This is a genomic window from Methanosarcina sp. (genome assembly GCF_049706645.1).
Taxonomy (GTDB): Archaea; Halobacteriota; Methanosarcinia; order Methanosarcinales; family Methanosarcinaceae; genus Methanosarcina.
This window is the reverse complement of sequence record NZ_JBNAKP010000037.1, coordinates 59,133-83,749: the sequence shown is the minus strand read 5'-3', so window position 1 is coordinate 83,749 and position 24,617 is coordinate 59,133. Positions and strand designations below refer to the sequence as shown.

The following is a 24,617-nucleotide window of genomic DNA, read 5'->3' as shown; positions in this document are numbered from 1 at the left end:
AAAATTGTCTCCAACCGCTTTTTAACACCGTAAAAATGCACAAACTGCTTGTTAGCAATATAACAAATACATCAACCATTTTTTGACATTGTAACAAATGCACAAAGCGCTTTTTTCCCCGGAGTCAGCCTGGTATCCACAAGTTATAAGTTTAAAGAGGCGATTTCTGACACTTATAAGCAGAAGCCGGCATATTAAGATTAATTCCGTATAGTAAAATCGAGTAAAAATATGGAGCCGTCCCTGGCATGGAAACGTATACAGGCATTCCCGAAGAATTAAAGCTTGCAGTCCTTGAGAGAATAAAACCCACCGAACCTGAGAGAGAAAAACTTCTTGAGATCCAGGAAGAACTCACCTCACAGGTAAGAGCGGCAGCCGGGAGGCTTGGCATCCCGGACGTGCTTGTCAGGATGGTAGGCTCCGCTGCCAGAGGCACCTGGCTTTCAGGTACTCACGATATTGACACTTTTATAAGCTTTCCCGAAGAAACGCCCAGAAAAGAACTGGAAACCCTTGGCATGGCAATTGCGAGGGAAGTGGCAAAACACGCTGAGCATGCCGAAGACCGCCATGCCGAACACCCCTACCTGAATATCATATACAAAGGCTTTGATGTGGACCTTGTGCCCTGCTTCAGGGTCGCTTCGGCTTCCCGCATCAAATCCGCAGTTGACAGAACTCCTTTTCATAACGATTTTGTCAAACCCCGCGTAAAAGGTCGCGAAGACGAAGTCCTGCTCCTGAAACAGTTTATGCGCGGAGGCGGGGTCTACGGTTCGGAACTGAAGACCCAGGGCTTTTCAGGCTACCTGACCGAACTCCTGATAATTCACTACGGCTCCTTCGAAAACACCGTCCGAGCAGCCTGCTTCTGGAAGCCCGGAGAAAAAATAGATATAATGCAGCACGTGGAAATCGAGCACACCGAGCCTCTTGTAGTGGTCGACCCGACCGACCCCAGGCGGAACGTGGCAGCAGCCCTTTCCCTTGACAAATTCTGTATGTTCATAGACCACTGCCGGGAATTCTTAAAAAGCCCGGAACTCAAATTCTTTTTCCCCGCACCCCTGCTCCCCCTTCGGGACAGCGAAATCCTGGAAAAACTTGAAGCCCGGAAGAGCACCCAGCTTGCAATCGTCTTCAAAACCCCGGACGTGGTAGAGGACGTTCTCTACCCGCAGCTCTATAAAATGGAGCAGTCAGTAACTGCCCTTCTGAAAGAATATGATTTTACATTGATTAAAACCGGCGTCTGGTCAGGCAAAACCGAAACCGCAGTTCTGCTGGAACTCATCTCAGGCACCCTCCCCAACGTGAAAAAGCACGTCGGCCCCCCGGTATGGGTCAAAGCCCACGCCGAGAAGTTCAAGGAAAAATACCAGGCGGAAGACGGCGTTTTCGGAGGCTATATCGAAAAAGGAAAATACGTCTTTGAAATCCGGCGCAAATACCCGACGGCAAAAGGGCTTCTCGAAGACCGGCTTATGACCTGCTCCCTTGGGAAAAGCGTATGCCAGAGCGTGAGTGAAGGGTTTGAGATTATAGAGGATGCAGGGATTTGCAGGTTAAAGGATACGGATTTCAGGGTTTTTTTGAGGGAATGGATGTAAAGAGATTACTGTAGAATAAGCTCATTCATCACATCTGAACCTGTTTTTTAATTATAGCTGTGTATAAGAATTAAAATGTATGCAGCGCAGAAATTTGGACTTATAACTTTTCGCTGGGCCGTTAAGAGGTAGACGTCAATTTGGTAGTTAATGAAAAGGGCGGGTGTATTGTCATTACGAATAAGTGAGTGAGAACAATGTGTCCAGCACGGCACGCCGGAAGGATTCGTTGTCACTAAATTGCTTGAAGAACTCAGTCTCAACGCTCATTCGTGCAATTGCTGCACGTCGAGCAGCTTTGTCGTGCTCAATGCGGGCGTTTTGCTTGTCCGAATTTTTTCTGGCGTTCTGGTAGGCGATGTCTGCCAACACCGCTGCCGGGAGTTCTTCCGTTATCAGGCGAATAACCCGATCGGCATCTGTAAATAGTGTCCCAAATTGATCGTTGAAACCCTTGAGGATGGTGCTAAGCCGTTCGAGTTCTGGTTCAGGCTTGAATCCACCACAGCTTGCCGGTATAGGCTCGATTTCGGCATCCGAATCAGGTAGCTGAATCTTTACTACAGCCTGCTTTTCGACCCGGTAGCTATCCATGTCAATGGCTTCAAGGATGCCTTTTGAGAGGTCTTCTTCTATAGGAGCAGGCAGTTTGGGTACCAGGAAGTTGAGGAAGATGGAGAGCTTTTCCCAGCCGGCATCCGTGTATGGCAGGACAGAAGCGAGGAAACCATAGGTACGGTTGAAGGCTTTGGCCTTGCCTTTAAAATCAACCTGTCCGTCTTCATCAAGCTGGTTTTTATATACAGCTACGCAGGTGTCAAGTATCGGATCGAGTTTATCCCTGTCGGCCCCGCCGAGATAAAGGTCAACTAACTGCTCTATATCTTCCGGTGCATAGACCTGGTAGCTGTCAAGGTCGGGCTTCAGGTCGTGGAGCTTGTTGGGGTCGGTCTCATCGCTCAGGATTGTTGTGCGATAGTAATCCGAGAAAGCAGCCTGGATAGTAACAGTATCATTCATGAAATCGAGCACAAAAACGTCGTGCTTCTGCGGGTGCGCCCGGTTCAGCCTTGAGAGCGTCTGCACTGCTTTGATGCCAGTCAGCACCTTGTCAACATACATAGTATGCAGGAGCGGCTCGTCGTAGCCGGTCTGGAACTTGTCGGCGCAGATGAGGAACCTGTACGGATCTTCTTTGATCTTATCTTCGATCTTACTTGACGGGAAGCCATTAAGCGAGGCTTCGGTAACTTTCACTCCGCTGTATTCGTGTTCTCCAGAAAAGGCGACAATTGTCTGATAGGAACTCTTCCTCTCAACGAGGTAGTTGCTAATGGCATGATAATACTGAATGGCGCGTTCAATCCCGCTTGTAACTACCATTGCCCTCGCCTGCCTGTCGATCTTTTTAAGTGCGATCACTTGTTCGTGGAAGTGATCTACCATGATCTCAGCCTTGAGCTGGATGGCGTAATCATGGCTTTCGACGTACTTGCGAAGTTTCTTCTTCGCTCTTTTGGTGTCGAATTCCGGATCTTCTTCCACTGTCTTGATCAATTTGTAGTAGCTGTTCACAGGCGTATAGTAGCTGAGCACATCAAGGATGAAACCTTCCTGAATCGCCTGCTTCATGGTGTAGCTGTGGAAGGGACGGTGCTTAACCTGTCCGCCTTCCTGATAAGGTTCCCCGAAGAGTTCCAGGGTCTTGTTCTTGGGAGTTGCAGTAAATGCAAAGTAGCTGGCGTTGGACAGCATTTTGCGGGCTTGCATCCTTTTTTCCAGTATATCGTTGATCGTATCTTCCAGATCTTTGTCTTTAGACTCCTTAGGATCGGAAAGAGCCTCGTTCATAGCTGCAGCGATATTTCCTCCCTGGCTTGAATGGGCCTCGTCAATGATAATTGCGAATTTTCTGCCACGATGCTCAGTCCCAATCTCATCGAGTATAAAAGGGAACTTCTAAACCGTGGAAATTATTATCTTCTTTCCACTTTCAATGAATTTCCTGAGATATCCTGAATCCTCAGCGTGCCCTACTGTTGAGCCTACCTGGGCAAATTGTTTGATTGTATCACGGATCTGCCTGTCAAGAACACGTCGATCAGTGATTACAATAATGGAGTCAAAGATCTCCTTATCGTTTTTCTTGAGCCCGATAAGCTGGTGTGCAAGCCAAGCAATAGAATTACTCTTGCCACTGCCAGCCGAGTGCTGGATAAGATAACAGTTGCCTACGCCATACTGTCCTGCATGAGCCAGAAGCTTTCTAACAACATCGAGCTGGTGATAACGTGGAAAGATCTGTACAGCTTTTTCTTTTTTCCCAGTCTTCTCATTTTTATATTCTACAACCTGTGCATAATTCTCAAGAATGTTGGTAAGACCTTTAGGCGTGAGGATACGCTTCCAGAGGTAGTCGGTCATTATACCATCAGGGTTTGGCGGATTACCTGCTCCATCATTGTATCCTTGGTTAAAGGGAAGGAACCATGAGCTTTTGCCGTTCAGGTATGTACAGAATTTAACTTCATGGTCATCTACAGCAAAATGAACCATGCAACGTTTAAACTGGAAAAGGAGTTCTTTTGGATCCCGGTCACGTTTGTACTGCTCCACAGCGTCTTCTACTGTTTGTTTTGTGAGACTGTTCTTTAGCTCAAAAGTAGCTATAGGCAGCCCGTTGATGAAAAGAGCAAGGTCAAGGGCTAGCTTTGTTTCATCCCGGCTGTAGTGAAGCTGTCGGGTGACACTGAAGCGGTTCAGAGCATAGCGTTCTTCGGCTTTTGTATTTCCGGGTGTGGGAGTGCCGTAAAAAAGATCGAGGTTGTGAGGCCCATGTTTTACGCCTTCGCGCAGCACGTCGATTATGCCGCGTTTCGTGATTTCACCCTGCAGACGGGCAAGAAACTTCTGCCGGGTCGGGCTGGCGTTTTTAAGGTCAAGTGATTCTACCACTTCAGGCTGCGTGGAATTCAGAAAAGCTTTAAGCTGCACAAGGTCTACTGCATATTCGCGGTCGTAGTCCTGCCAGCGCCCGAGTATCCAGCCGGTACCCCCGTAAAGAGCACTTGGTTCTCTGCCTGCATCGATCTGCACAGGAGAGGCTACCGGCTTTCCGGCCATCGTTTCGACAATTCGGGTTTCAAGGCCCCTTTCGGTGGTATCGGTTGTCAAGTTTCATAACCCTCTTTCAAGAATCCCTGATAAGTAACAGGATTTTACGGTTTCCAGACCGTTTTTAATGCTTTGTGGCATTTATTTAAGGGTTTTCTCTCTTAAAGATTCCTATTTAAGCGTTTCTAGGCTTCTAATATGCCCAAATAAGCTTGAAATTAAAGAAATGTTGGCTCTTCGCTGTTTCGAGTGGGTAACTTATATTCATTTCCTAAATATAGAAGTAACAGACTCAAAATTTAGAAACATTTATTGTTGAAAATCAAATTCAAGCTCAATGTTTTTCATTTTAATCGGACAACTGTGTAACTAATGGATTATTTTCAACCCATACAAAACAGCGAAGAGCCGAAATGTTTGATATTAATCAAACAACCATAAAAAATACGTAACAATTCAGATAACTTGGAAGGGTCCACACTTATTCAGTAACAATTAAAATTATTTTATATTTTCCAATATGTCCAACAGTAATAACCTTGCGTCTTTATTAATATTTACAATATAAATATCGTAGTCTTTAGATATACTTAGTATAGATTTCATTAATTCTTGACAAATTGGACTTTTCAGTTCATTATAATAGTTCGTATAAAATTGACAGTGATCTATTAAACCTAATCTATAATTATTTGCTAGCTTATTACTAGGTGAGAGTACAGGGCATTCCATAATCAGTTCATTCTTTACATATGTAGGAATATTCCGCATACAAATGAAGAATTTTGCAGATGGATTATCAACCAGTTTTTCATTTAATCGACTGAAATCAGTTTCCTTAATTACCATTTTTATCCACTCCTAATTTAATTTATTTCATCCATAAGTTTGTAATTGTAATTGACATCATCAATTAGATATAGAAACTTTCTCGTGGAAAAAGTTTGGAGCCTTAGAAGGCTGCCTGAATGGTTACAAAAATACAAAAATAAATGATTAAATCGCGGAAAACGCTGAAAATGCAAAATTAAGGGAATAAAGGCGAACTGCTTCGCCTTTTTAACATTTTCAGTGTTTATAGATTCCGCTCTGGGTCATGCAAGAATCTCCTCTTCAAGTTCTCCGGCCTGGCTATTCTCTATTTCGTTGCTTTCCAGTTCATCATCTTCAGACAGTGAATCATCGAAAGTTTCCGTCTTGTCAGTTTCTTCAGGCAGGTTCGCCGCCGCCTCTCTCACGTCCAGTTTGCCAGTTACAACGTCAGCTATCAGGTGGGTGCGGTATTCGCGAAGGAGAGAGATTTCTTTTTGAGCTAATTCTATTGGTTTATTTAACTTAGAGAGATTGGCATCAAGAGAAGAGACAATCGAGTCTTGTTCATTGCGCGGAGGAACAGCAATCAAAAGTGACTTGATTTCGCTGACATTAATTCGATTGAACGTAGATCCTATGAGAACAAGTGACAACTGTTGCTGCATTGCAGGGCTTCGCATAAAATAGTTCAGAAAGCGCCCGTTTTCAGTCTCAGATCGAATCAAGCACACATCCTGACCCATGGCGAACGTCTCGTCACTAGTGACGAATGCACATGCACCGACGCTAACATTCCTGCAGTATATAAGGTCACCTTTCTGAGGTCGTCGACCACCACTGATCAGATGAGCGTACCATTCTTCGTTTGTTCTCTTCGATGTAGAAAGATTGAGGTCGAAACTTTGTACTTCGCGAACACTGGCAAGAGGAATTCCTTCATCCACGAAAGGAACTGTAACATGTTTACAGTCAACAACTTCCCAGTAACGGCGAAGTGCAACCACGTCCCAATGTTCCGGCACATCCCCCAACCATTCCACCCCCGAAGACTTGAGCTTAACATTAGGATCGAGCCCACGGGTGACGGCTTGATGGATAATCGCCTGTTTCTGCTCCTCTAGCAGTTTGATAAGTTTCTGCTTGGTGCGGATATAACGCCGGATGCGCCGGTCTATTTGGTCGAGGTAGATGACGATGGAGGATTGTTCATCCTCCGGCGGAAGTGAACAATAGATCATCTTAAAATGCTCGGGCCTCAAGCTCCACTGGTCAGATGTAATGCCGTAAGACCAGCGTTCAGCCTCCTTGGCGAAGGCTGGAGTTCTGAATAGATAGTGGAAATAGTTAGCGTTTTGTTTTTCGCGAGGGTGAACTACTACATAGGCAGGGCTAACAATTCCACGATATTTAGAAACGCCGACCGCCCCCTGCCAAGCACGCATTTTGTTGTAAGTAATGTCTCCAGGGCGGACAAGCTTGTAGTTAGTCTTGTCCTCATTCGAGGAGTCTTTCTTTGAGCTGTTAGTGAGCAAGTCGGATTGTCGAATTACGCCCTTTGAAATTGTTACTGATAGTAACTGTTCATCGGCACAATCTTTTTCCTTCACCTCATCAAAAAGCGCACGGCTGGGAAGCACATCCCAATGCTCCGGTACCTCTCTCAGCCAAAGAACGCCGGAATCTTTGTATTTGGGGTAGGGCTTGAGGTTGTGGATCATTTATCCACCCCTGTATTAGTATCGTATGTCTCCAGCCTGGCCCGGGCGGTCTTGATGGCGCGGTGCAGCCTTTCAGCCAGCAGTTCGCGAGGCGGCAGTTCTGTCAGATATTCAGCCACATGGATTCCTGAACGGTTCAGTTCCAGAAGCTCGATTTGTTCCTGCTTCTTTCCGGCGCAAAGGATGATCCCGAGGGGAGATTCTTCCCCTGGCTGTCTTTCATGTTTGTCCAGCCAGCGCAGGTAGAGTTCCATCTGGCCTTTATATTCAGCTTTGAAATTTCCAAGCTTCAGATCGATAGCAATCAGCCTGTGCAGGGAGCGGTGATAGAAAAGAAGGTCAATATAAAAATCGTCATCATCAATCTGGATGCGTCGCTGCCTGGCTACAAAGGCAAATCCTGCACCAAGTTCCAGCAAAAAAGCTTCCAGTTCGCGCAGAATGGCATCTTCCAGATCTTTTTCCAGATAACGGTCTTTCAAGCCAAGGAAATCGAGGACGTAGGGATCGCGGAAAACCAGTTCCGGTGTCAACAGGTTTTGTTCTCTAAGGGTAGCAAGCTCGTGGAGGATCACTTCTTCTGGCTTGCGAGAAATGGCAGTACGTTCATAAAGCATGGAATTAATTCTTTCCTGAAGTGTTCGAGTGCTCCAGCGTTCGATTCGGCACATCTCAGCATAGAATTCGCGTTTAATTGGGTCATCCAGATAGATAAGCAACCTGAAATGTGTCCAGCTCAATTGTCTACGCAGCGCGTAGACAATTTGTTCATCCGGGAAAGTTTCAGCGAAACGAATCATATGCCGCAAGTTTTTTTCCTCAAATCCCTTACCAAAATCTTTTGCCAATTCCTGCCCCAAAGAAGCAATAATTTCTTGCCCGTATTCTCCTCGTTCACCTTTCAGAATTTCTTCACGGATACGTTTGCCGATATTCCAGTAAAGCGTCGTCAACCCGGCATTAATGGTACTGGCCACCGCTGAGCGAGTCGCTTCGATCATCTGGCGAATATCGTCTACCAGCAGGGAGTTATTTAAAGCCGGCCCAATTTCCTGCTTGTCCTTGCGGATCATTGCTCTGTCCCTCCAGAGCTGTACTTATGATGTTCCTTTTCAAATTGTTCGATTGTTGACAGGCTGGTAATTAGTGCAGTAAGTTGCTGCATAATTAAGAAGTCTAGCCAGGCAGCGGTAAAGGCTCTCATATACTTTTCCTTTAATCTGGCAGATGCAGTCTGCCAAATTCCTGACAACAACTCTGTAAATTGTAGGGATGTTGTTCCCATAATTTTGGAAGTCTCTTCATGATAAACGGACGAGCTGAAATATCCCTGGCTCAATTGTCTCCTCACTGCGGAGACAATTCCCTCTTCGAATTGTCGTATCACTGATACGATAATTCCTTCACCAAATTGTCGTGACAGTGACACAGCAATCTCTTTTCCATAGCCTGCAAGCTTCATCGCTCGTTTCTCCCGATGATCTCTTCCAGAAGCCCTTCTGTCTCTTTCTCCAATGCAAGAATATCTGCGCGGATTTCCTCAAGCGAGCGCAGAGGCTGTGGCTTGTAGAAATAACGGGTGAAGCTCACTTCGTAGCCTTTCTTGATGCTATTTTCGTCTATCCATGCGTCTGCGGCATGGGGCAGCACCTCACGCTGGACAAAAGCCTCGATACCACCCTGTTCGAGTAATGGAACCTGCTCAGTGTCTCGTAGCTCGGTATCCGGCTCGTACTCAACCACACAGAGTTTACCACTTACAGTGACCTCGAAGCGACCATGCAGTGGATCGGCTTCAGCTTTCCCGGGCTTATGTATCTTTTTAATAACAGGTACTGCTGACTCATCTCGTTTGGCAAGGCTGTTCTGAAGAAGTTTGAGCTTTTTGGCAGTTAGTTTAAGTCCAGCTTTACCGGCAAGAGCCTCAAAAGAAGAAAGGAAAGCATTGAAATCATTGTGTGGACCTGGACCAAGCTGAGCTGCCGCAGTGCTGGTAAGTGTAGCAAGCTGCTCTTCTCCCGTCTCGGTGCAGATCTTCTGGAAGGTAGCGATAGCATCCTGTTTGAAATCTACGGAAAGGCGCAGCGGCCTTTCAACTGTTACCTTCCAGTAGCCAAAAGCGTCGTTTGGGAAGATCTTTGACTGCTCTGACTCCTCAAAAGCAAGGAAGGTATCGCATATCCTCTGGATGTCCTCGTCGGACAGTTCACAGTTTTTCTTGCCCAGGTTCTTACGCAAAGGCCTGTACCACTGCGTCGCATCGATAAGCTGTACTCTGCCCTGCCTATTCTCAGGCTTGCGGTTTGTGAGCACCCAGATATAGGTCGCAATGCCCGTGTTGTAAAACATGTTCAGGGGAAGGGCAACGATTGCCTCCAGCCAGTCATTCTCTATGATCCACCGGCGAATGTTGCTCTCCCCCTGGCCCGCGTCGCCAGTAAAAAGCGACGAGCCATTGTGAACTTCAGCGATTCGGCTTCCAGGTTTGGTGCCATGCTTCATTTTTGAGAGCATGTTGACCAGAAATAGCATTTGCCCGTCGCTCGAGCGTGTAAGTAACGAGTACTCTGGATCACCTGCGTGCTCTATAACAAAACGTGGGTCTTTAATGCCATCTTTTCCGCCCATCCTTTCCAGGTCGCTCTTCCAGCTCTTGCCATATGGGGGATTCGAAAGCATAAAGTCAAATTCGTGTCCAGGAAATGCATCGCTAGCAAGGGTCGAATATTCAGGCCCGCCAACAAGGTTGTCTGCTTCGTCGCCTTCGCCCTTGAGTAAAAGATCGGCTTTGGCGATGGCATAAGTTTCGGCATTAATTTCCTGGCCATACAGGTGTGTTGCAACCTGCTTTTCGTGTTTCTCTGCAAGCTGCTTCAATTCTTCTTCAGCTACGGTTAGCATACCGCCTGTTCCGCATGCTCCATCATAGAGAAGGTATGTTCCGGACTCAATCTTATCGGCTACTGGAAGGAAGATAAGCCGTGCCATCAGCTTTACAGCATCACGGGGAGTCCAGTGTTCACCGGCTTCCTCATTATTTTCTTCATTGAAGCGCCTTATAAGTTCCTCAAAGATCGTACCCATGGCGTGATTGTCCAGGCCAGAATGCTTCACTGAGTCATTGCCATTCATCACCGAATTAGGGCTCAGGTTGATTGAGGGGTCAAGGAACTTTTCGATTAACTTTCCGAGTGCATCAGCTTTGGAAAGGCGTGGGATCTGGTTTCGAAACTCAAAATTGTCAAGAATATCCTGGACATTTGGGGAAAAACCATCAAGATAAGCTTCGAAATCGGCTTTGAGTTGCTGCTGACTTGCACGGGAACGCAGGTCTCGCAGAGTGAACTTGGAAGTATTATAGAAAGCCTGCTCTGCAGCCTCGCGTAAAGCCTGATCCTGGTTTGTTATGCCTGCCCTGTCGAGAGTCGCCTTCATATCGAGAACAGCCTGTTTTGTAGGTTCAAGCACCGCATCAAGGCGCCTCAAGACCATCATCGGAAGGATTACATCACGGTACTTGCCACGAACATAGAGATCACGGAGCACGTCGTCTGCGATTCCCCAGATAAAATTAGTGATCCAGTTTAAGTTGTTTTCACTCATTTTTGTAACCTTGAAATGTGCGCTCAATCCTTATTTTCAATGAGGATTTCTTAGCCTTTGATCTTACCGTTTGAGGATTTTATATTCAAGTATATCTAATAATCCTTTTAACTCTTGCTTTATTTTGCTGGTCGTATCCCGTTAACTGGCTGAGATTTCGTCGTTTAATACTCTTACTCAAATGTGTCTGCTTTCTAAGATTATCTGTGTACACAAAATTGAAGCGTATACTAAGGAAGAATTTAAGAAATCACTAAAAATAGAATTTAATAAAGACTTACAAGCCCTTCAACCCTTTTCTGATAATAAAGATACTGCTGAGCATACCCGCAGTAGGGGCCGAAATACTCCCGTCCCCAATCCCCCATTCGGCTCAGGTTCGTGCAATTTTCAAAGAAATTGTCGTCGATGTGGTAATGCTGAATGATCTGACGGATGTGGGTGTCTACGGGGAAGGCTTCCATTTTCTCGAAAGCGAAAAGAAGCACGCAGTCGGCAACTTTTTCCCCTATGCCGCGGAGCCTCATAAGGCGTTCCCGCGCATACTTGTATTCTAGGCGGAAAAGGACGTCGAGATCCAGCTCGCCGGAAGCAACTTCTTCGGCTGCGGCTTTTATGTTTTTGGTCCTGAAGCCCAGTTTGCACTGGTCAAGCGCGAAGGGATTGGCATTTGCAAGGGTTTGGGGGTCGGGAAAGCTGAAATATCCGGCTTCGAGTTCCTGTCCGAAGAACCGGCTGAGCAGGCAGATTCGTTTCTGGATTGTGGGGATGCTTGAGGCTGTTGCGAGCATATAGGAGATCAGGCACTCCCAGGGGTCCTGTCGGATCAGGCGCAGGCCCCTGTATTTGCGGATCGCCCTGTCGATCAGCAGGTCCCGGTTTATGCTTTCGTAGATTGAAGGCAGGTCGTCGTCCAGGCGGAAATAGCGGGAAAAAAACTCAGGCGGAAGCTTTGAATCGACAAGTAGCTGTCCGCTGTCCTGCGAAAGCCGGATAACCTGGTCTCCGACTACCCCTGTCCACCAGTTCCCTTCCCGCTCCCATCGGAACACCTGCCCGCAGTCAAGCGTATAATCAAGGTCAAAAAGCTGGAGTTTAAGCCTGTACATCCAGTTCAAGCCCCCTGAGGAAAATTCCTGCAGTTAATGTGTCCCCCAGCCCGACCGTGGTTACAGGAGATCGGGAAAGCAGTGTGGGGAGCATGCAGATAACATAACCTTCCCTGAAAGCATAAGCACCCTGTCCGAAGGCTTTTCCATCAAAGGCTTTAAGGAAAGCTTCAACCTGCTTTCTTCCGAGCGTGCTTTCCTGAAGTTTGGAAGCTTCTTCCTCAACGAATTTCCGCCCTTCAAGCCTGCCTGAGGCTGCATACACGCCTGCGCACCTGACCCCGAATTCCAGGGCTTCAAGTTTTTCTCCGGCTATCCTCTGTAAAACCGAACTTTCAGGACTTTCAGGAGAATCCGTTTCTCCAGAAGGCCGGAGGTCTGCAAGGTTTTCAGAAGCCGGTTCAGAACCCGATTTAGAATTGGATTTAAGATCCGGTTTAAACACAGTAAGCACAAATTCCCTGGTGTGGATGAGGAGCCTTCTAAGCCCGTTCCGCGAAGCCAGCCTGCATGCCGCGTCGGCTACAGCGTCTGCCTTCATCTGGAGAAGTCCTTCTCCGGGAACTCCGTGTAAGTTGTAAAGCATTGCAAGCTCGTCTTCGTTCATCCCAAGGCTGTAGGAAAGCTTTGCAAACTTCATAAAGACAGAATTTGCAATTTCTTTACTTGCAAAGTGCCCGAATTCCAGGTGAATCCGAAGCTTATCATTTCTGGCTTTCCAGCTCCTGAGCTGATTGAGGGCATTATCAAGAATTGTCTTATAAGTGCTGCCGTCGGGATAGTTCTCAAGCAGTAGATGAAAACCCGATATGAGTACGCCATCGATCTCGCAGGCATGTTGAAGGGCATACTGCTCAAATGCAGGATTGACAAAGAGCCTGAAATTTAAATGATCACAGGTCGCTATGAAACGGTTTTCCCTCGGAACTCTTACCTCTGTCCCGTACAGGGAAAAAGTCTCTCCCTCGGAAAAATCAAATACGAAATGAATAGGTTCCTGGCTGCTGGGAGCTATACCCTTATTTTTTCCAGATGCAGTCCCTGCGTTTCTCTCGAACTGTGTGAAAGTGTCCGGGAAGTAGATTGCTTTTTTTGAGAAGAGAGAGAGCTGAGTTTTTGAAGGCACCGCAACATTCGGAATTACCCTGGAAGCGCCAAGCTGGGAGAGGGCGTTTGCCATTATTCCGGCGTTTCCGCCCATTCTTATAAGGGACTTTCCAAAATAGCGGCTTTTAAGAAACTCGAAAACGGACTGCTCAAAAACAAGCCATTCGGCCCCACACCCTTTTTTCATGCAATAGGCAAGCCCTGCCACAAAATCCGATTCCGAAATTATTTTTCCGGGGGGGTTCTCGATTTTATTGAGGATCTCAGCCGCTTCGAAAGTTTTCAGCAGTTCCGAAATCTCGGCCCCGCTGACCCGGTATACCGAGTCTATGTTGACATTGTATCCGCAAAGTATATTCATCTAACCAGTTCCTGTGTCCATGGAATGGGAGGCTTCGGATTAAATGAAGAGGATTTATTCTCCTGCCTGCCTCTGCTTCATTCTTGCAAGCATGGCTGCAAAAGCTCCTGCCGAAATAGTATCCCCTATTCCCACTGTAGATCTCGGTTTCTCGACCACTTTGGAGGGAATGATAACCGCATCATGATCTGCCCCGTAGATATATCCGTATTCGAATTCCTCAGGAGTACACAGTCTCTTCCCTACGCAGTAAAGCTGGAAGTTCTCAAGGTCTTCAATGCCTTTACTTGAAACCGGAACTTCCAGCCCTGCTTCTGCTTCCTCAAGATTCTCAATCTCTCCTGTGAGGGCTTTGGCAGCGGCAAGGGTTGAGGAAAAGAGCAGGGCGTCCCTGTGTTCTTTAAGTGTAAGTGGGTGACCTTTTGCAAGGATACAGATGTAAAAACCAAGAGAATGCACATGGACCCTTTCAAGCGACAGGTCCTTTAAAAGCTGAACAGCCCCCTGATAAAGCGAGGTTATCCCGTTTTCTTCTTTTCGGATCACGGAATAAGATAGTTCTTCATGCCCCAGGACATTCAGGGCATTTGCCACTTCCACGGTATCAAGGCCCAGGGAGTGGACATGTTTGGCAACAATTTCGGTCAGGATAGCCTTTCTTATAACCCGGTTCTGGATGGATGTAAGTTCTACATGGATGCGGAGTTGAGGGTTTAAAGTCTTGAGCTTTTCAATAACCTTCACAGAATGCGAAACGTAGTTCTCATATGTAGACCCATCCTCATACTGCTCTTTTATCATCTGGTAACCTGAAAGCATCGCCCCGTCAATCGGGAAAAGCGAGTCAAGGTTGTCATAGATTTCCCTGTCCATATCCAGACGGATCCATTTCGGGCGGGAAGAGATAATAAGGCGGTTGTCTCTGGGCACCCTGAATTTGCTTCCACCGCAGGTTATTTCCATGTCTCGGGAATACTCAAAGATCCAGTTGACCTTTGACTCGATCCCGGGTTTGAAAGCTTCCTGCGGGGGTTTGAGCACGACTTTTCCGCCTTCCACCTTTGGGTGCAGAAGATTGCCAGAAGCCACAAAGTACTCTGCCTGTTCTTCGGAAAGCCAGGGAACATATGCAACCACTTTTTTTAGCCCGAGGCGGGCAAGAAGATTAGAAATTATCCCTGCCTGGCCGCCCATGCGCGCATAGTCAAAACCCAGATGCTCTTTCAGCCATTCATGGGTATCTGAGGTATGGGTAGGGATTTCGGCGGCTTTTCCCTCTCGCATCGAAATCAGCAGGCGAGCAATGAAATCCAGAGGCTCTGTTATTTCCCTCGGATATGTTTCAACTTTTGCCTGAATCTCAACCTCATTGAAAAGCCCTATAAGCCTGGAAAGATCTTTATCTGTAAGGTGTTTGATAGCATCGATATTACTGTTGTAAGCTACAAACATACCTTCCAGATAAGGAAGGGCCTTTTTAACATTATAAAAAGCGTCTGTATGGCGCTGTTCCCATTCTTGTATATCCACTGAATAAGCCCCCTGGAAATACATATCTGAACTAAAAAATAATTTTCAGGAATTAGGGGAAACCCGGATTTCTTCCCGAAATGTTCTTGCTTAAGTCATTTTGCTTATAAATGATCTTAATTACATTTCCTCTATTTCCTTCAAATTTGACACTGCATTAGACACTGCATTAAGTAGTATATTCGGCGTTGATCCTGACATAGTCATAAGTCAGGTCGCAACCCCAGGCCGTTGCCTGTTCATTTCCCATACTGAGATCAAGGGTAATGGCAATTTCTTCATTTGCCATTATCTTTTTCAAAAGGTCGAGATTCAAAGAACTGGAAACCTCACCGGATTTTACTAGTTCGACCTCCTCTCCTCCTCCTGAAAAAGCGAGGGAAAGCCTTTCCTGTTCAAGTTCGGCACCAGAGTATCCTGCAGCGGCTACAACCCTTCCCCAGTTAGGATCCTTTCCGAAAATTGCGGATTTAACCAGAGGGGAACGTACAATGGCTTTTGCAGCAAGTTTAGCATCTTCGTGTGTTTTTGCGCCCACTACCCTGGCTTCGATAAGTTTTGTAGCGCCTTCTCCATCTTTTGCCATCTTCTTTGCAAGCTCTGTGAATACGTAAATCAAGCCTTCTTCAAAATCATCCAGGCAATCCATACAGGGCTTGACCCCGGACTTGCAGGTGGAGGTAAGAAGTACCATATCATTCGTGCTCGTATCCCCGTCCACCACCACCATATTAAAAGTTTTATCCACTGCTATTCTGAGGGCAGCGTCCAGGACGTCGGCAGGCACATTTGCATCGGTATATGCAAAACAGAGCATAGTTCCCATATTGGGCTCAATCATCCCCGAACCTTTGGCAATGGCGCCTATCCTGATCCCGCAGTCCATCTCGATAGCTACTTCTTTTACGGCCTTATCCGTGGTCATAATCGCTTTTGCAGCTTTAAGGCTGCACTCAGGAGAGCTGTCCATCCCTTTAAGAACTTCAGGAAGGCGTTCCCTGATTAAGGAGATATCAAGCCTTCTGCCAATTATTCCTGTTGAGGCAACTGCAACCGTTTCAGGCTTAAGGTCAAGTTTTTGGGCAAGCATCGTTGCCATTTCCATAGCATCCAGAAAGCCGTCATCACCCGTAAAGGCGTTGGCATTGCCGCTATTTGCAATTAAGGCCGAAAGACGGTGCTGGGTTTCGATTACTCCTTTACTCAGGGTAACCGGGGCTGCGGTCACCTTATTCTTTGTAAAGACGCCTGCTGCAGGGCCTTCCGCAAGAATGACAGTCAATCCCGTTTTTCCAGCCTTGATTCCGTTTGCGGACACACCCTTTACTGCACAGATTCCACCTTCTATTTGCTTCATGAAAGACTCACCTTTTCCCTCAGAGCTTTGCAAGACCTTCAATAATATCGCCGCGAGTAATAATCCCTACCACGCGGCTGTCCTCAGTTACAGGAAGCCTGTTGATCCTGTGCCTTATCATATGCTCGGAAGCTTCTTCTACGGATGCCTCGGAAGAGATCGTGTGCACATCCTTTGTCATGATCTCTTCTATCTTTGTGGAACCCACATCAGAAAGCATCTTCTTTGTTTCCTCCCAGCCAAGGAGTTCCCTGATAGGAACCTCTATAACCTCAAAGGGGCTTGGAAGCCAGAGTTCCCCTTTTTCAGGAAGTATCAGCAGTCTAAGCAGGTCCGCTTCGGTTATTATTCCCACAAGCTCTTCACCTTCAAGGACCGGAGCTCCACTGATACTGTTTTCCTTCAAGATTTTTGCCGCTTCCCGGACTGTATCGTCAGGCTTGCAGAAAACAACGTTCGGGTTCATGACATCTTTTACTTTCATCTGACTGTACCCCTTGAGACAAATTCTATTCTTTACTTTAATCCGTCACCAGTTATATTTTCTCGCTTGGGCTTTATTTACGGAGCCGTTGCAGGCAGCCAGAGCCCACGTGTCTCGTCCAGCCCGAACATCAGGTTCATGTTCTGGATAGCCTGTCCTGATGCGCCTTTGACCAGGTTATCGATTGCCGAGAGCACCACAATCCTGTTATTTTCCTTATCCGCTTCAAAGCTTATATCACAGAAGTTAGAGCCCCTGACTGCGGTAAGGGAAGGAACTCCTGATGGGAACCTTATAAACGGTCTGTCCCTGTAAAATTCTTCATAAATTGTCTTTAAGTCATCCGTGGAGAGAGGCTCCTTTGTAAAGAGGTGAGCCGTTGTAAAGATCCCCCTGATAGAAGGAATTACGTGCGGAGTGAAATTGATATTCCGGAGCTTTCCATCCAGTGCTGTCAGTTCCTGGACTATTTCAGCCCTGTGCCTGTGGGCTGTAAGTTTGTACGCGATTATATTTTCCGCAAGGTTAGGGTAATGTGAGGTCTCGGCAGGTGAGATGCCAGCCCCTGAGATTCCTGTCTTGGAATCAAAAACCGCAATATCGATAAGTCCCGCTGCCGCAAGAGGAGCTGCTGCAAGGATTGCACCTGTAGGAAAACATCCGGGATTTGCCACGAAATCCTTTTCTGCAGCTTCGGGGTGGAGCTCTACAAGTCCGTAAACGGCGTTTCTCGGATCGGTGTGCTTTAACCCGTAGATTTTTTCAAACTCCGAAATTTTAAGCCTGTAGTCCGCGCTAAGGTCAACAACCCTGGTGTGGCCGTCAAGCAGCTCAGGTACATAGTTCATGGCAGTTCCGTGAGGCACTGCAAGAAAGACCACGTCACAGCGCTCCCTGATATCTTCAGAATCAGGATTTTCATACTTGAGGTCCAAGAAACCTTCAAGATGCCTGTGGGTGCTCGTTACGGGCTTCCCTGCAAGGCCTCGGGAAGTTGCCAGCTCCAGCTTGATATTGGGGTGGTTGACAAGCAAGCGCAGAAGTTCTCCTCCTGTGTATCCTGAAGCTCCTATTATTCCAGCCTTGATCATAAGTGTCACTGCCTGTGTAATGTTAATACAACATAATTAAATTTGTTCCTGGAAATACTAAACGGAGAATTTAAACAGAGAATTTAAACAGAGAATTTAAACGGAGAATTTAAACGGAGAATTTAAACGGAAAATTTGCTCTGTTATTAATCTGTAGTCAGGTAATCAGCTCAAAGTACCGGTTTAGGCTACATGACCATGCTTTTCCAGTCTTAAATTTACGTTTTCAAAGGAGATACTATTTTCATAATCAGCATCATTAGAAATGCTCCTTCCTAACCGGACATCAATGGAAATTAAAGATTTTTTTCCATAACCGAATCTCAATGGAATTAGAGATTTTCTTCTATAACCGGACATCAATGGAAAAGCTGTTTTTTGTAATCGCTAAGTTTATTGTGGTCTTCGACCCGGAACCCCAATTCACTGCTAGCTCGCTCTCGTTAAAAATCAGGAGTTTATTTTTTCGGGTTCATAGTACCTGTTAAGAAGCCGCTAATGACCCGGAAAGTTTCGTTAACCGGAGTTAACCCCATTTCTCCAGAAATTTAGTTGTATGATTTTTCGTTTACGATTTTTATAGGGAGCGAGTCATGTTTTTAATTTTAAGTCAGTAAACTTAATTTTTTAAATATATAAGCGTATTCCATACAGGAAAAATTAAGGTCCTTCACCCCGGAAAGGAAAAGTCCACAGGTAAACTATTTTACCTTTAGAGCCTCTGTTACTATAGGAAAATTTCTTATATATACCCTCTGAAGTGGCAGGAAGAAAAAAACATGAACAGGAAAAAGAGAATCTACCTTGCAGGCCCTCTTTTCAGCCATGCGGAACTCGAATATAACTGTAAACTGAGAGATTCGCTGCTCAAGAAAGGCTTTTCGGTTTTTTTGCCCCAGGAAGATGCAGAGGACACCACAAATGAACGTGAAAGACAGAATCAGGAGTGCATTTTCAAGAAATGTGTTGGGGGCATGGACGGTTCGGACCTTGTAGTTGCAGTTCTTGACGGAGTAGATGTAGACTCAGGAACGGCCTGGGAGATCGGTTACGCTTATGCAAAGGAAAAACCTGTAATAGGACTTCGAACCGATTTCCGATCTCTCTCGGATGGAATTGTTAACCTGATGGTAGAGATGTCTATAATCGACCTTGCCAGGGACGAAGAAGAATTGTTAAAAATACTGGAAAAATTCCGGTAACTCCTGGACGGCCTCGAACTATTTCTGTTGCCGAACTCTTTAGTCCCGGACTATTCTGGCCCCTAACTCTTTAGTCCGACTATTTTTGTCCATAACTTTTTTGGCTTGAGCTACTTTGATCCCTAACTACTTTTGATCTCGAACCACTTTTTATTCACCAGAACTTATTCTTGAAATAAGTCGCCAGATGAAGCTGTGTCAAGTCGCCAGATGAAGCTGTGTCAAAATAATTGTTAAGTTTAAAAGAGTGGAAAAGAGTATTAACGAGCTTTTGTTAACAGGCTTCTGTTAAAGAGTTTTTCATAAAGGGTTGTTCTCAGTGAGCTTTTGTTAACGAGTTTTAAAAATAACCTTTATCCTTCGAAGCTCATTATAAACTTCTTTTTTATTATTTATGTAATTATATCTCGATTGAGATAGTTTGAGCTTCAATTCGGGAACAGAAGCACGAATCTATAACGATTATTAAGTAAAAAAATTTTAATATAGAATGCCTGACATAATAACTACTGGAGGTTAAAATAGTGACCTTTGTGAATGGATACACTTTTAGGAAAGTGAAAACCTCACATGGGCCTGACATGTACGTATCCAGATATGGGAAGCTGGTAAAAATCGTTCCATGCAGTCCACATGTGCAGTTTTCTGAAAGATACACCACCGACTTGATCCGCCAAATCGAGTCAATGGAGTGAAATGATAGAAAGTTTTTCCGACTTTTCTTTTTTGATTCGGACCCTTTTAATGAAAGCCTCTTTTCAGGCCGAAGCTTTTTCGGTCTGGCATTTTTTAGACTATGTTCCTCCTATATATACCTTGCTTTTCCCTGAACTTTTTATCTACAGTTCTCAAAACCTGGAGTTCTTCAGGCCCTGTCAGGCTTTATAGGGCTTTAGGAGGCTCTAATACTCGATTTCGAAGGAAATTATTTTAACTTTATGCAGGTAAAGGAACCTTGAAAAAAACACGATCTGGTAAATTGATCTTCAACTACAGGGAAATGATAGATTGATCCGAAATTGCAGAAAAACCGATCTTGAAGAAATGGTAGAAATCTGGTATAAGGCTTCAGTTAGTGCTCATTCCTTTATCCCGGCTTCATTCTGGGCCCTGCAAAAGAGCGCAATGAAGGAGAATTATCTCCCACGTGCCGAAAACTTTATTTTAGAGGAAGAAGGGCAACTCACAGGATTCATTTCCCTTGTTGGGGAAAGAGTCTGCGCCCTTTTCGTTGCGCCGGAAATGCAGGGTAGAGGGATCGGCAGGGCTCTGCTTGAACACGCAAAAACCCTGAGAACGAGGCTCTCCCTTAAAGTCTACAGGGAAAACGAAAGGTCCCTTCGCTTTTATGAGAAGTGCGGGTTTGTGGCAACCGGCGAAGAACTTGATGAGTATACAGGCTGCGTGCAGATTTTGATGAAATGGGAATGAATTTAAGTAAATTAATCCGGAAAGTGCAGGGTTTGACTAATTGAGGTTTTTAAATGTGCTATAAAACGGTGCAGGACAGCCAGTATGGTTGTCCCTGAAAAATTATGAGAATTATGGGAATTGAGAGCTATGAAACCTGAAAAAATAATAATGACCTTTAAAAATGAACTTAAAGTTGTGCGAGTTCCAGATTCCCAATTCTCGTTTACTGCCATCCTTTAGAGAAGCTTGCTATGCGCTTGTCGCTTTACCGTCACTTTATTCTATCTTTACATCCACTAGTTTACTTAAAGGCTCTTGATAAGGTACACTGACTTTAAGCACACCGTTTGAGTATTTAGCGACGGCTTTTTCCGGATCTACCGGGCAGCCGATTGAATAACTGTCCAGATACGTAACTCCTTCTTTTTTACCGCTTACATAAAAGCTGTCATTTGTGAGCTTAAAAGAAATATTTTTCTTTTCCACTCCTGGAAGGACTACTTCAATTAGAAGGTTTTCGTATTTGTCGTCAGGATATGCACTGATAACCGGTGATATTCTTAATGTCTCCTCCATAATATTACCCCACAATAATATAATAAATTAACATATTTAGATATATGCATTGAAGGTTCACATTGAAAGGTTTAATTTGTTGACATCGAAATCGGTGTACCAACCATCCATATATTTTTGTTAATACCGGTTAAAAAAGAAAAAATGTTTTTTAGACTTGCTTTTACATTTTACATGACTCAGTATATCGAGGACTAACAAGTCCCGTTAACAGTGTAGTTCCAGGAGCTGTCACCCAGAAGGCTGATACCGTATTCGTGAATATCAGTACAATGCCTATTGCCAGCAAAATAGCCAGTATCAATTTTTCTCTGCCTCAGGCATTTCTTCACCTTGCTTTGTTTAGCTTCACTTTTTCGTTTTATTTAATATGGTAATGATTGGGTGTTTGAGAGTCTTTTTGTGTGGCGATGTAATAGTAACTCCCAGAAAATCGGAGATTTCTCTGTGATCCCGAATTCTACTTCGGGAGTGCCAGGACACCTTAAAGGCGGAAAATAACGTTTTTCAGTTTCTGAAGAAAGTTCTTAAAACTTACCTGTCAGATTTATCAAGTCAGTTCTTTTTGTCGGCTCGGTTTGACAATTTTCTAGACACTGGCCTGGTCAGCTGACGGAAAAATATAACAAACGATTATTCGACGGTCTATTTTCTCTTTTCCTAACAGCCTTAAAAGTGTTAAAAACAATTCTCGATGATTTCTATCGGTATTACAAAGTGCAATTCTATTGAGTAAGCGGTAGTTAAGATTGCTTCATATTTGCTTTTATATTTTGCACTTTAAATAAATATAAAGGTTCAATCGGGAAAAAGCGGGAGTCGTTCAGTGATAGCGCTTAAAGCTTCAGGTAAAATATGCAAGGATGAGGATGGAGAGAAAAGTGTAAAAGATGTCCCGCATGTAGAAGATTCCTCTACTTTAGAAAATGTACCAGATGTAAATGTAGGAGGTGCACCAGGCATAGAAATTATACCTGAAAACTTCAAAGCCATCCGGAACCCAGTTCTGCATTATGCGCTGCTCCTGTTTCCGTGGCTGATCCTGCTTATCATAGTTTATATTCTGGCAAATTACCCGCTTATTCCGGGAGTGATAATGTATATCTCAGGCATGCTGGCAGCAGCCCTGAGTCTTTTTGCTTTTTCGGTACTTATAAAAATGATACCGGAAACTTTCCGGAATCTCTGGCGCCGGGAGATTATCGTTGGGGCTTACCCACCTGATTCGTTTCAAAACATTGCGGATGAGAAAGATTCCGAAGTAACAGCCCTGAAGACCGGGCGGCTTGAAGAAAGCTTCTGCCAGTTTATGCAGGAACTGCAAAAAATGCTGAACCACCCCTACCAGTGGGCCATGGGTACAGGCTTTTCCCTGCTGGTGTTTACCTGGGATTGGAGTCATAAGATAGAGTTTTTTATTGCCTTTATTATAGGGCTTATGGCCTGGAGAATGGTTATAACCTCCATCTATATCTGGAAGCTGGGGAACGAATTCCGCCTTGAACCGCAGCTCGGGCATCCGGACAGGTCAGGCGGGCTCTCGCCCCTGGGTAATCTCTGCCTGTGGAATGCCCTTATAATCACCATCCCGGCAATTCACCTTGGCGGCTGGTCTATCCTGAGAATTTTTACGGAAAAGGAAAGTTCCTTCTTCGAAATCTCAGAAGAATATGCTCCCCTATACCTGTGGCTGCTCTCCATACTTGTGGTTTTTGCAGTTGTAAGTTTCTTCCTGCCTCTATTGAAAGTGCACTGGATCATGGAGAAATGGAGAGACAGGAAACAAACGCGGCTGGATCAGATTGAACACTCCATTAACCAGCTGGAATCCAGGCTACTGAATGAAGCGGAAAAACTGGATGAGAAAGAGTTTGAAAGGATCCAGAAAGAACTGGAAATGATGCAACAGGTTTACGCGCGGAACAAAAAGCTTCCAGTATGGCCTTTCAATGTGGGAATTATGATAAAATTCCTGGTTTCACAGACCATACCCGTTCTGGGCATAATCTCCGAGGTTATATCACTAGTGAAACAGGCCACTGGCTAAGAAAACACACAAGGAAGAAAAGATCAAAATATATAATAAATTTTACCATCTCAATCCACTATAAAAATCTTTTTTGCCTGAAAATTTTCCAGTTTCCCCAAAAGAATACCTCATTTTATAGGAATTAAATGCAGGATTTGCGAAAAATTTAAATATTATTGATACTAACTACATGATAGTAACTGAGAAACAATAACCATCTTACAGAGGAATTAAATAAAAACTGTAAGTGTTGCCCACCAGTTACTTTTTAAATAACCTGCGAATGGACCGAAGGCGAACCTGTACCGCCTCCAAAAAACGGATTTATTCCCCTCTCCGGTGAGAGAGTATGAGAGTCTTGAACTTTCATTTCTCGTGCCTGTAAGAAGCGGGTAAGAGTGCAAGAGCAAAAACAGACCTGATGCCATCTTTCATATCCCTTGCCACGTTCCCCTGCCTTTCGGGCAGTTCTCTGGGAGAAGGGCATAACTGTTCTGGACCAGTGCCAGATTTACAGATCACAAACCACTCTAAAATCAAATAAAAGCCAGGAAAATTGAGAAAAACAGGCCTTAGATAAGAAATACGAGACTGGAAAATCTTGGGATCAGAGAAATCTGAAATCCGAATGGCTTGAAATCAGAGAATCCTGGAATCGGATAAGGAGGAATCTGTATATGAAATTGCCAGCAAAAAGAACAGACCGTGACGTATATAGCTGGGACCCGTTTGATGAAATCAGAAAAATGCAGGACTATATGGAACAGAGGTTCAGGACTTTCCCTGCGCTGGAAAGCCGATTTGGGGCCGGGACTTTATCCCCGCTGACCGATGTTGCGGCAGAAGACGATAAGGTAATTGTGACAACCGACCTGCCTGGGGTTGACAGGGAAAATGTTGAGCTCAATCTAAGGGATAATGTTCTCATAGTCAGTGCAGATAAAGGGAAAGAAGAAGAGACTGAAAAAGAAGGATATCTCAGAAAAGAGCGGTCTTTCATGCGCTATTACCGTGAAATTCCTCTTCCTGACGGCGTAACCGAAGAAGGTGCAAATGCCCAGCTCAAAAACGGGGTCTTAACCGTCACCCTGCCAAAAACAAAATCCATAACCGGAAAAAGAATACAGATTGAGTAAACCGGCACTCAGGATGCTAAATTTGGAGAAGCCTGCGGGCAGGCTCAGGAAGGGATTATAAAAGCTCGCAGGCTGCCCGCAGTAAAACAAAAATTCAAACATTATTTCATTTACTTTTCTTATTCGGAGCATCCAATGGCTCATAGAATTTTGAGAAATTCAAGAATTTTCAAAAAGCTTAAGAATTGTCAGAAGACGTAAAAATTCTCATTTACCTGAGAGCTTTTCACATTTTTTCTGTCAAGACCTGTTTATCTGGAGATCTCACTAATACCCGAGTTTTGTGAACTTAAACTCATATCAAAAATATTCCTCCCCTCAGCATGAATTACGATCCTCGAATCTTTTTCAAGAGCTGAGA

The 24,617-nt window shown here is 45.0% G+C and carries 18 protein-coding genes and 1 pseudogene; 5 read left to right on the top strand and 14 right to left on the bottom strand.

Annotated elements, in window-relative coordinates:
* The first annotated feature begins 248 nt into the window (after nt 1–248).
* Nucleotides 249–1,613, top strand: a complete 1,365-nt coding sequence (gene cca, locus ACPK8D_RS13125; RefSeq protein WP_424718308.1) for a CCA tRNA nucleotidyltransferase — start codon at nt 249–251, stop codon at nt 1,611–1,613.
* Nucleotides 1,614–1,787: 174 nt separating this feature from the next.
* Here the strand turns inward: cca and ACPK8D_RS13120 are convergent, their stop codons facing one another.
* From ACPK8D_RS13120 to argC, 12 genes and pseudogenes are all read right to left on the bottom strand, one after another.
* Entirely contained in the window at nt 1,788–3,059 is a 1,272-nt protein-coding gene (locus ACPK8D_RS13120; RefSeq protein ID WP_424718318.1) for a type I restriction enzyme subunit R domain-containing protein, read from the bottom strand.
* A gap of 192 nt (nt 3,060–3,251) precedes the next feature.
* Nucleotides 3,252–4,736: pseudogene (locus tag ACPK8D_RS13115) on the bottom strand (type I restriction endonuclease); the annotation flags it as partial.
* Nucleotides 4,737–5,821: 1,085 nt separating this feature from the next.
* The gene (locus tag ACPK8D_RS13110; RefSeq protein ID WP_424718307.1) at nt 5,822–7,258 is read right to left on the bottom strand and encodes a restriction endonuclease subunit S; all 1,437 of its coding nucleotides are present in this window, start codon (nt 7,256–7,258) and stop codon (nt 5,822–5,824) included.
* Complete coding sequence (locus ACPK8D_RS13105) at nt 7,255–8,331, bottom strand: PDDEXK nuclease domain-containing protein (protein ID WP_424718306.1); 1,077 nt, start codon at nt 8,329–8,331, stop codon at nt 7,255–7,257. The genes ACPK8D_RS13110 and ACPK8D_RS13105 overlap by 4 nt, the downstream gene beginning before the upstream one ends.
* Nucleotides 8,328–8,720, bottom strand: coding sequence for a hypothetical protein (locus tag ACPK8D_RS13100; RefSeq protein WP_424718305.1), 393 nt, complete (start codon nt 8,718–8,720; stop codon nt 8,328–8,330). Before ACPK8D_RS13100 ends, ACPK8D_RS13105 begins: the two co-directional genes overlap by 4 nt.
* Nucleotides 8,717–10,861: a type I restriction-modification system subunit M gene (locus ACPK8D_RS13095; protein ID WP_424718304.1), complete on the bottom strand. Its 2,145-nt coding sequence runs from the start codon at nt 10,859–10,861 to the stop codon at nt 8,717–8,719. The genes ACPK8D_RS13100 and ACPK8D_RS13095 overlap by 4 nt, the downstream gene beginning before the upstream one ends.
* Nucleotides 10,862–11,127: 266 nt before the next feature.
* Nucleotides 11,128–11,970, bottom strand: a complete 843-nt coding sequence (locus ACPK8D_RS13090) for a DNA-3-methyladenine glycosylase family protein (protein WP_424718303.1) — start codon at nt 11,968–11,970, stop codon at nt 11,128–11,130.
* Nucleotides 11,957–13,438 (bottom strand): ADP-dependent glucokinase/phosphofructokinase, encoded by a 1,482-nt coding sequence (locus ACPK8D_RS13085; RefSeq protein ID WP_424718302.1) that lies wholly within the window; start codon nt 13,436–13,438, stop codon nt 11,957–11,959. Before ACPK8D_RS13085 ends, ACPK8D_RS13090 begins: the two co-directional genes overlap by 14 nt.
* Before the next feature lie 54 nt (nt 13,439–13,492).
* Nucleotides 13,493–14,968, bottom strand: coding sequence for an ADP-specific phosphofructokinase (pfkC, locus tag ACPK8D_RS13080; RefSeq protein WP_424718301.1), 1,476 nt, complete (start codon nt 14,966–14,968; stop codon nt 13,493–13,495).
* Between the two features lie 169 nt (nt 14,969–15,137).
* Nucleotides 15,138–16,325: a bifunctional ornithine acetyltransferase/N-acetylglutamate synthase gene (gene argJ / locus ACPK8D_RS13075; protein WP_424718300.1), complete on the bottom strand. Its 1,188-nt coding sequence runs from the start codon at nt 16,323–16,325 to the stop codon at nt 15,138–15,140.
* Nucleotides 16,326–16,344: 19 nt separating this feature from the next.
* On the bottom strand, nt 16,345–16,809 hold the full coding sequence (locus ACPK8D_RS13070; RefSeq protein ID WP_424718299.1) for a CBS domain-containing protein: 465 nt from the start codon (nt 16,807–16,809) through the stop codon (nt 16,345–16,347).
* A gap of 77 nt (nt 16,810–16,886) precedes the next feature.
* Complete coding sequence (gene argC / locus ACPK8D_RS13065; RefSeq protein ID WP_424718298.1) at nt 16,887–17,900, bottom strand: N-acetyl-gamma-glutamyl-phosphate reductase; 1,014 nt, start codon at nt 17,898–17,900, stop codon at nt 16,887–16,889.
* 779 nt (nt 17,901–18,679) lie between these two features.
* Between argC and ACPK8D_RS13060 the strand changes: the two genes are divergently transcribed.
* Both ACPK8D_RS13060 and ACPK8D_RS13055 read left to right on the top strand, forming a co-directional pair.
* Nucleotides 18,680–19,102, top strand: coding sequence for a nucleoside 2-deoxyribosyltransferase (locus ACPK8D_RS13060; RefSeq protein WP_424718297.1), 423 nt, complete (start codon nt 18,680–18,682; stop codon nt 19,100–19,102).
* Nucleotides 19,103–20,110: 1,008 nt separating this feature from the next.
* Nucleotides 20,111–20,533 carry an N-acetyltransferase gene (locus tag ACPK8D_RS13055; RefSeq protein WP_424718296.1) on the top strand — a complete coding sequence of 141 codons (423 nt, stop codon included), beginning with the start codon at nt 20,111–20,113 and terminating at the stop codon, nt 20,531–20,533.
* Nucleotides 20,534–20,791: 258 nt separating this feature from the next.
* Here the strand turns inward: ACPK8D_RS13055 and ACPK8D_RS13050 are convergent, their stop codons facing one another.
* Entirely contained in the window at nt 20,792–21,091 is a 300-nt protein-coding gene (locus ACPK8D_RS13050) for an Hsp20/alpha crystallin family protein (RefSeq protein ID WP_424718295.1), read from the bottom strand.
* Between the two features lie 826 nt (nt 21,092–21,917).
* Between ACPK8D_RS13050 and ACPK8D_RS13045 the strand changes: the two genes are divergently transcribed.
* Nucleotides 21,918–23,138, top strand: coding sequence for a hypothetical protein (locus ACPK8D_RS13045; RefSeq protein ID WP_424718294.1), 1,221 nt, complete (start codon nt 21,918–21,920; stop codon nt 23,136–23,138).
* A 348-nt stretch (nt 23,139–23,486) separates the two neighbouring features.
* On the opposite strand, the gene ACPK8D_RS13040 is transcribed toward ACPK8D_RS13045, so the two are convergent.
* Nucleotides 23,487–23,642, bottom strand: a complete 156-nt coding sequence (locus ACPK8D_RS13040; RefSeq protein ID WP_424718293.1) for a hypothetical protein — start codon at nt 23,640–23,642, stop codon at nt 23,487–23,489.
* Between the two features lie 155 nt (nt 23,643–23,797).
* On the opposite strand from ACPK8D_RS13040, the gene ACPK8D_RS13035 reads away from it, so the two are divergent.
* Nucleotides 23,798–24,256 carry an Hsp20/alpha crystallin family protein gene (locus tag ACPK8D_RS13035; RefSeq protein ID WP_424718292.1) on the top strand — a complete coding sequence of 153 codons (459 nt, stop codon included), beginning with the start codon at nt 23,798–23,800 and terminating at the stop codon, nt 24,254–24,256.
* Nucleotides 24,257–24,617: the final 361 nt, after the last annotated feature.

Coding starts and splice junctions, on each gene's coding strand:
- cca (WP_424718308.1), top strand. CDS start 249: ATGGAAACGTATACAGGCATTCCCGAAGAATTAAAGCTTGCAGTCCTT.
- ACPK8D_RS13120 (WP_424718318.1), bottom strand. CDS start 3,059: ATGGTAGATCACTTCCACGAACAAGTGATCGCACTTAAAAAGATCGAC.
- ACPK8D_RS13110 (WP_424718307.1), bottom strand. CDS start 7,258: ATGATCCACAACCTCAAGCCCTACCCCAAATACAAAGATTCCGGCGTT.
- ACPK8D_RS13105 (WP_424718306.1), bottom strand. CDS start 8,331: ATGATCCGCAAGGACAAGCAGGAAATTGGGCCGGCTTTAAATAACTCC.
- ACPK8D_RS13100 (WP_424718305.1), bottom strand. CDS start 8,720: ATGAAGCTTGCAGGCTATGGAAAAGAGATTGCTGTGTCACTGTCACGA.
- ACPK8D_RS13095 (WP_424718304.1), bottom strand. CDS start 10,861: ATGAGTGAAAACAACTTAAACTGGATCACTAATTTTATCTGGGGAATC.
- ACPK8D_RS13090 (WP_424718303.1), bottom strand. CDS start 11,970: ATGTACAGGCTTAAACTCCAGCTTTTTGACCTTGATTATACGCTTGAC.
- ACPK8D_RS13085 (WP_424718302.1), bottom strand. CDS start 13,438: ATGAATATACTTTGCGGATACAATGTCAACATAGACTCGGTATACCGG.
- argJ (WP_424718300.1), bottom strand. CDS start 16,325: ATGAAGCAAATAGAAGGTGGAATCTGTGCAGTAAAGGGTGTGTCCGCA.
- ACPK8D_RS13070 (WP_424718299.1), bottom strand. CDS start 16,809: ATGAAAGTAAAAGATGTCATGAACCCGAACGTTGTTTTCTGCAAGCCT.
- argC (WP_424718298.1), bottom strand. CDS start 17,900: ATGATCAAGGCTGGAATAATAGGAGCTTCAGGATACACAGGAGGAGAA.
- ACPK8D_RS13060 (WP_424718297.1), top strand. CDS start 18,680: ATGAACAGGAAAAAGAGAATCTACCTTGCAGGCCCTCTTTTCAGCCAT.
- ACPK8D_RS13050 (WP_424718295.1), bottom strand. CDS start 21,091: ATGGAGGAGACATTAAGAATATCACCGGTTATCAGTGCATATCCTGAC.
- ACPK8D_RS13035 (WP_424718292.1), top strand. CDS start 23,798: ATGAAATTGCCAGCAAAAAGAACAGACCGTGACGTATATAGCTGGGAC.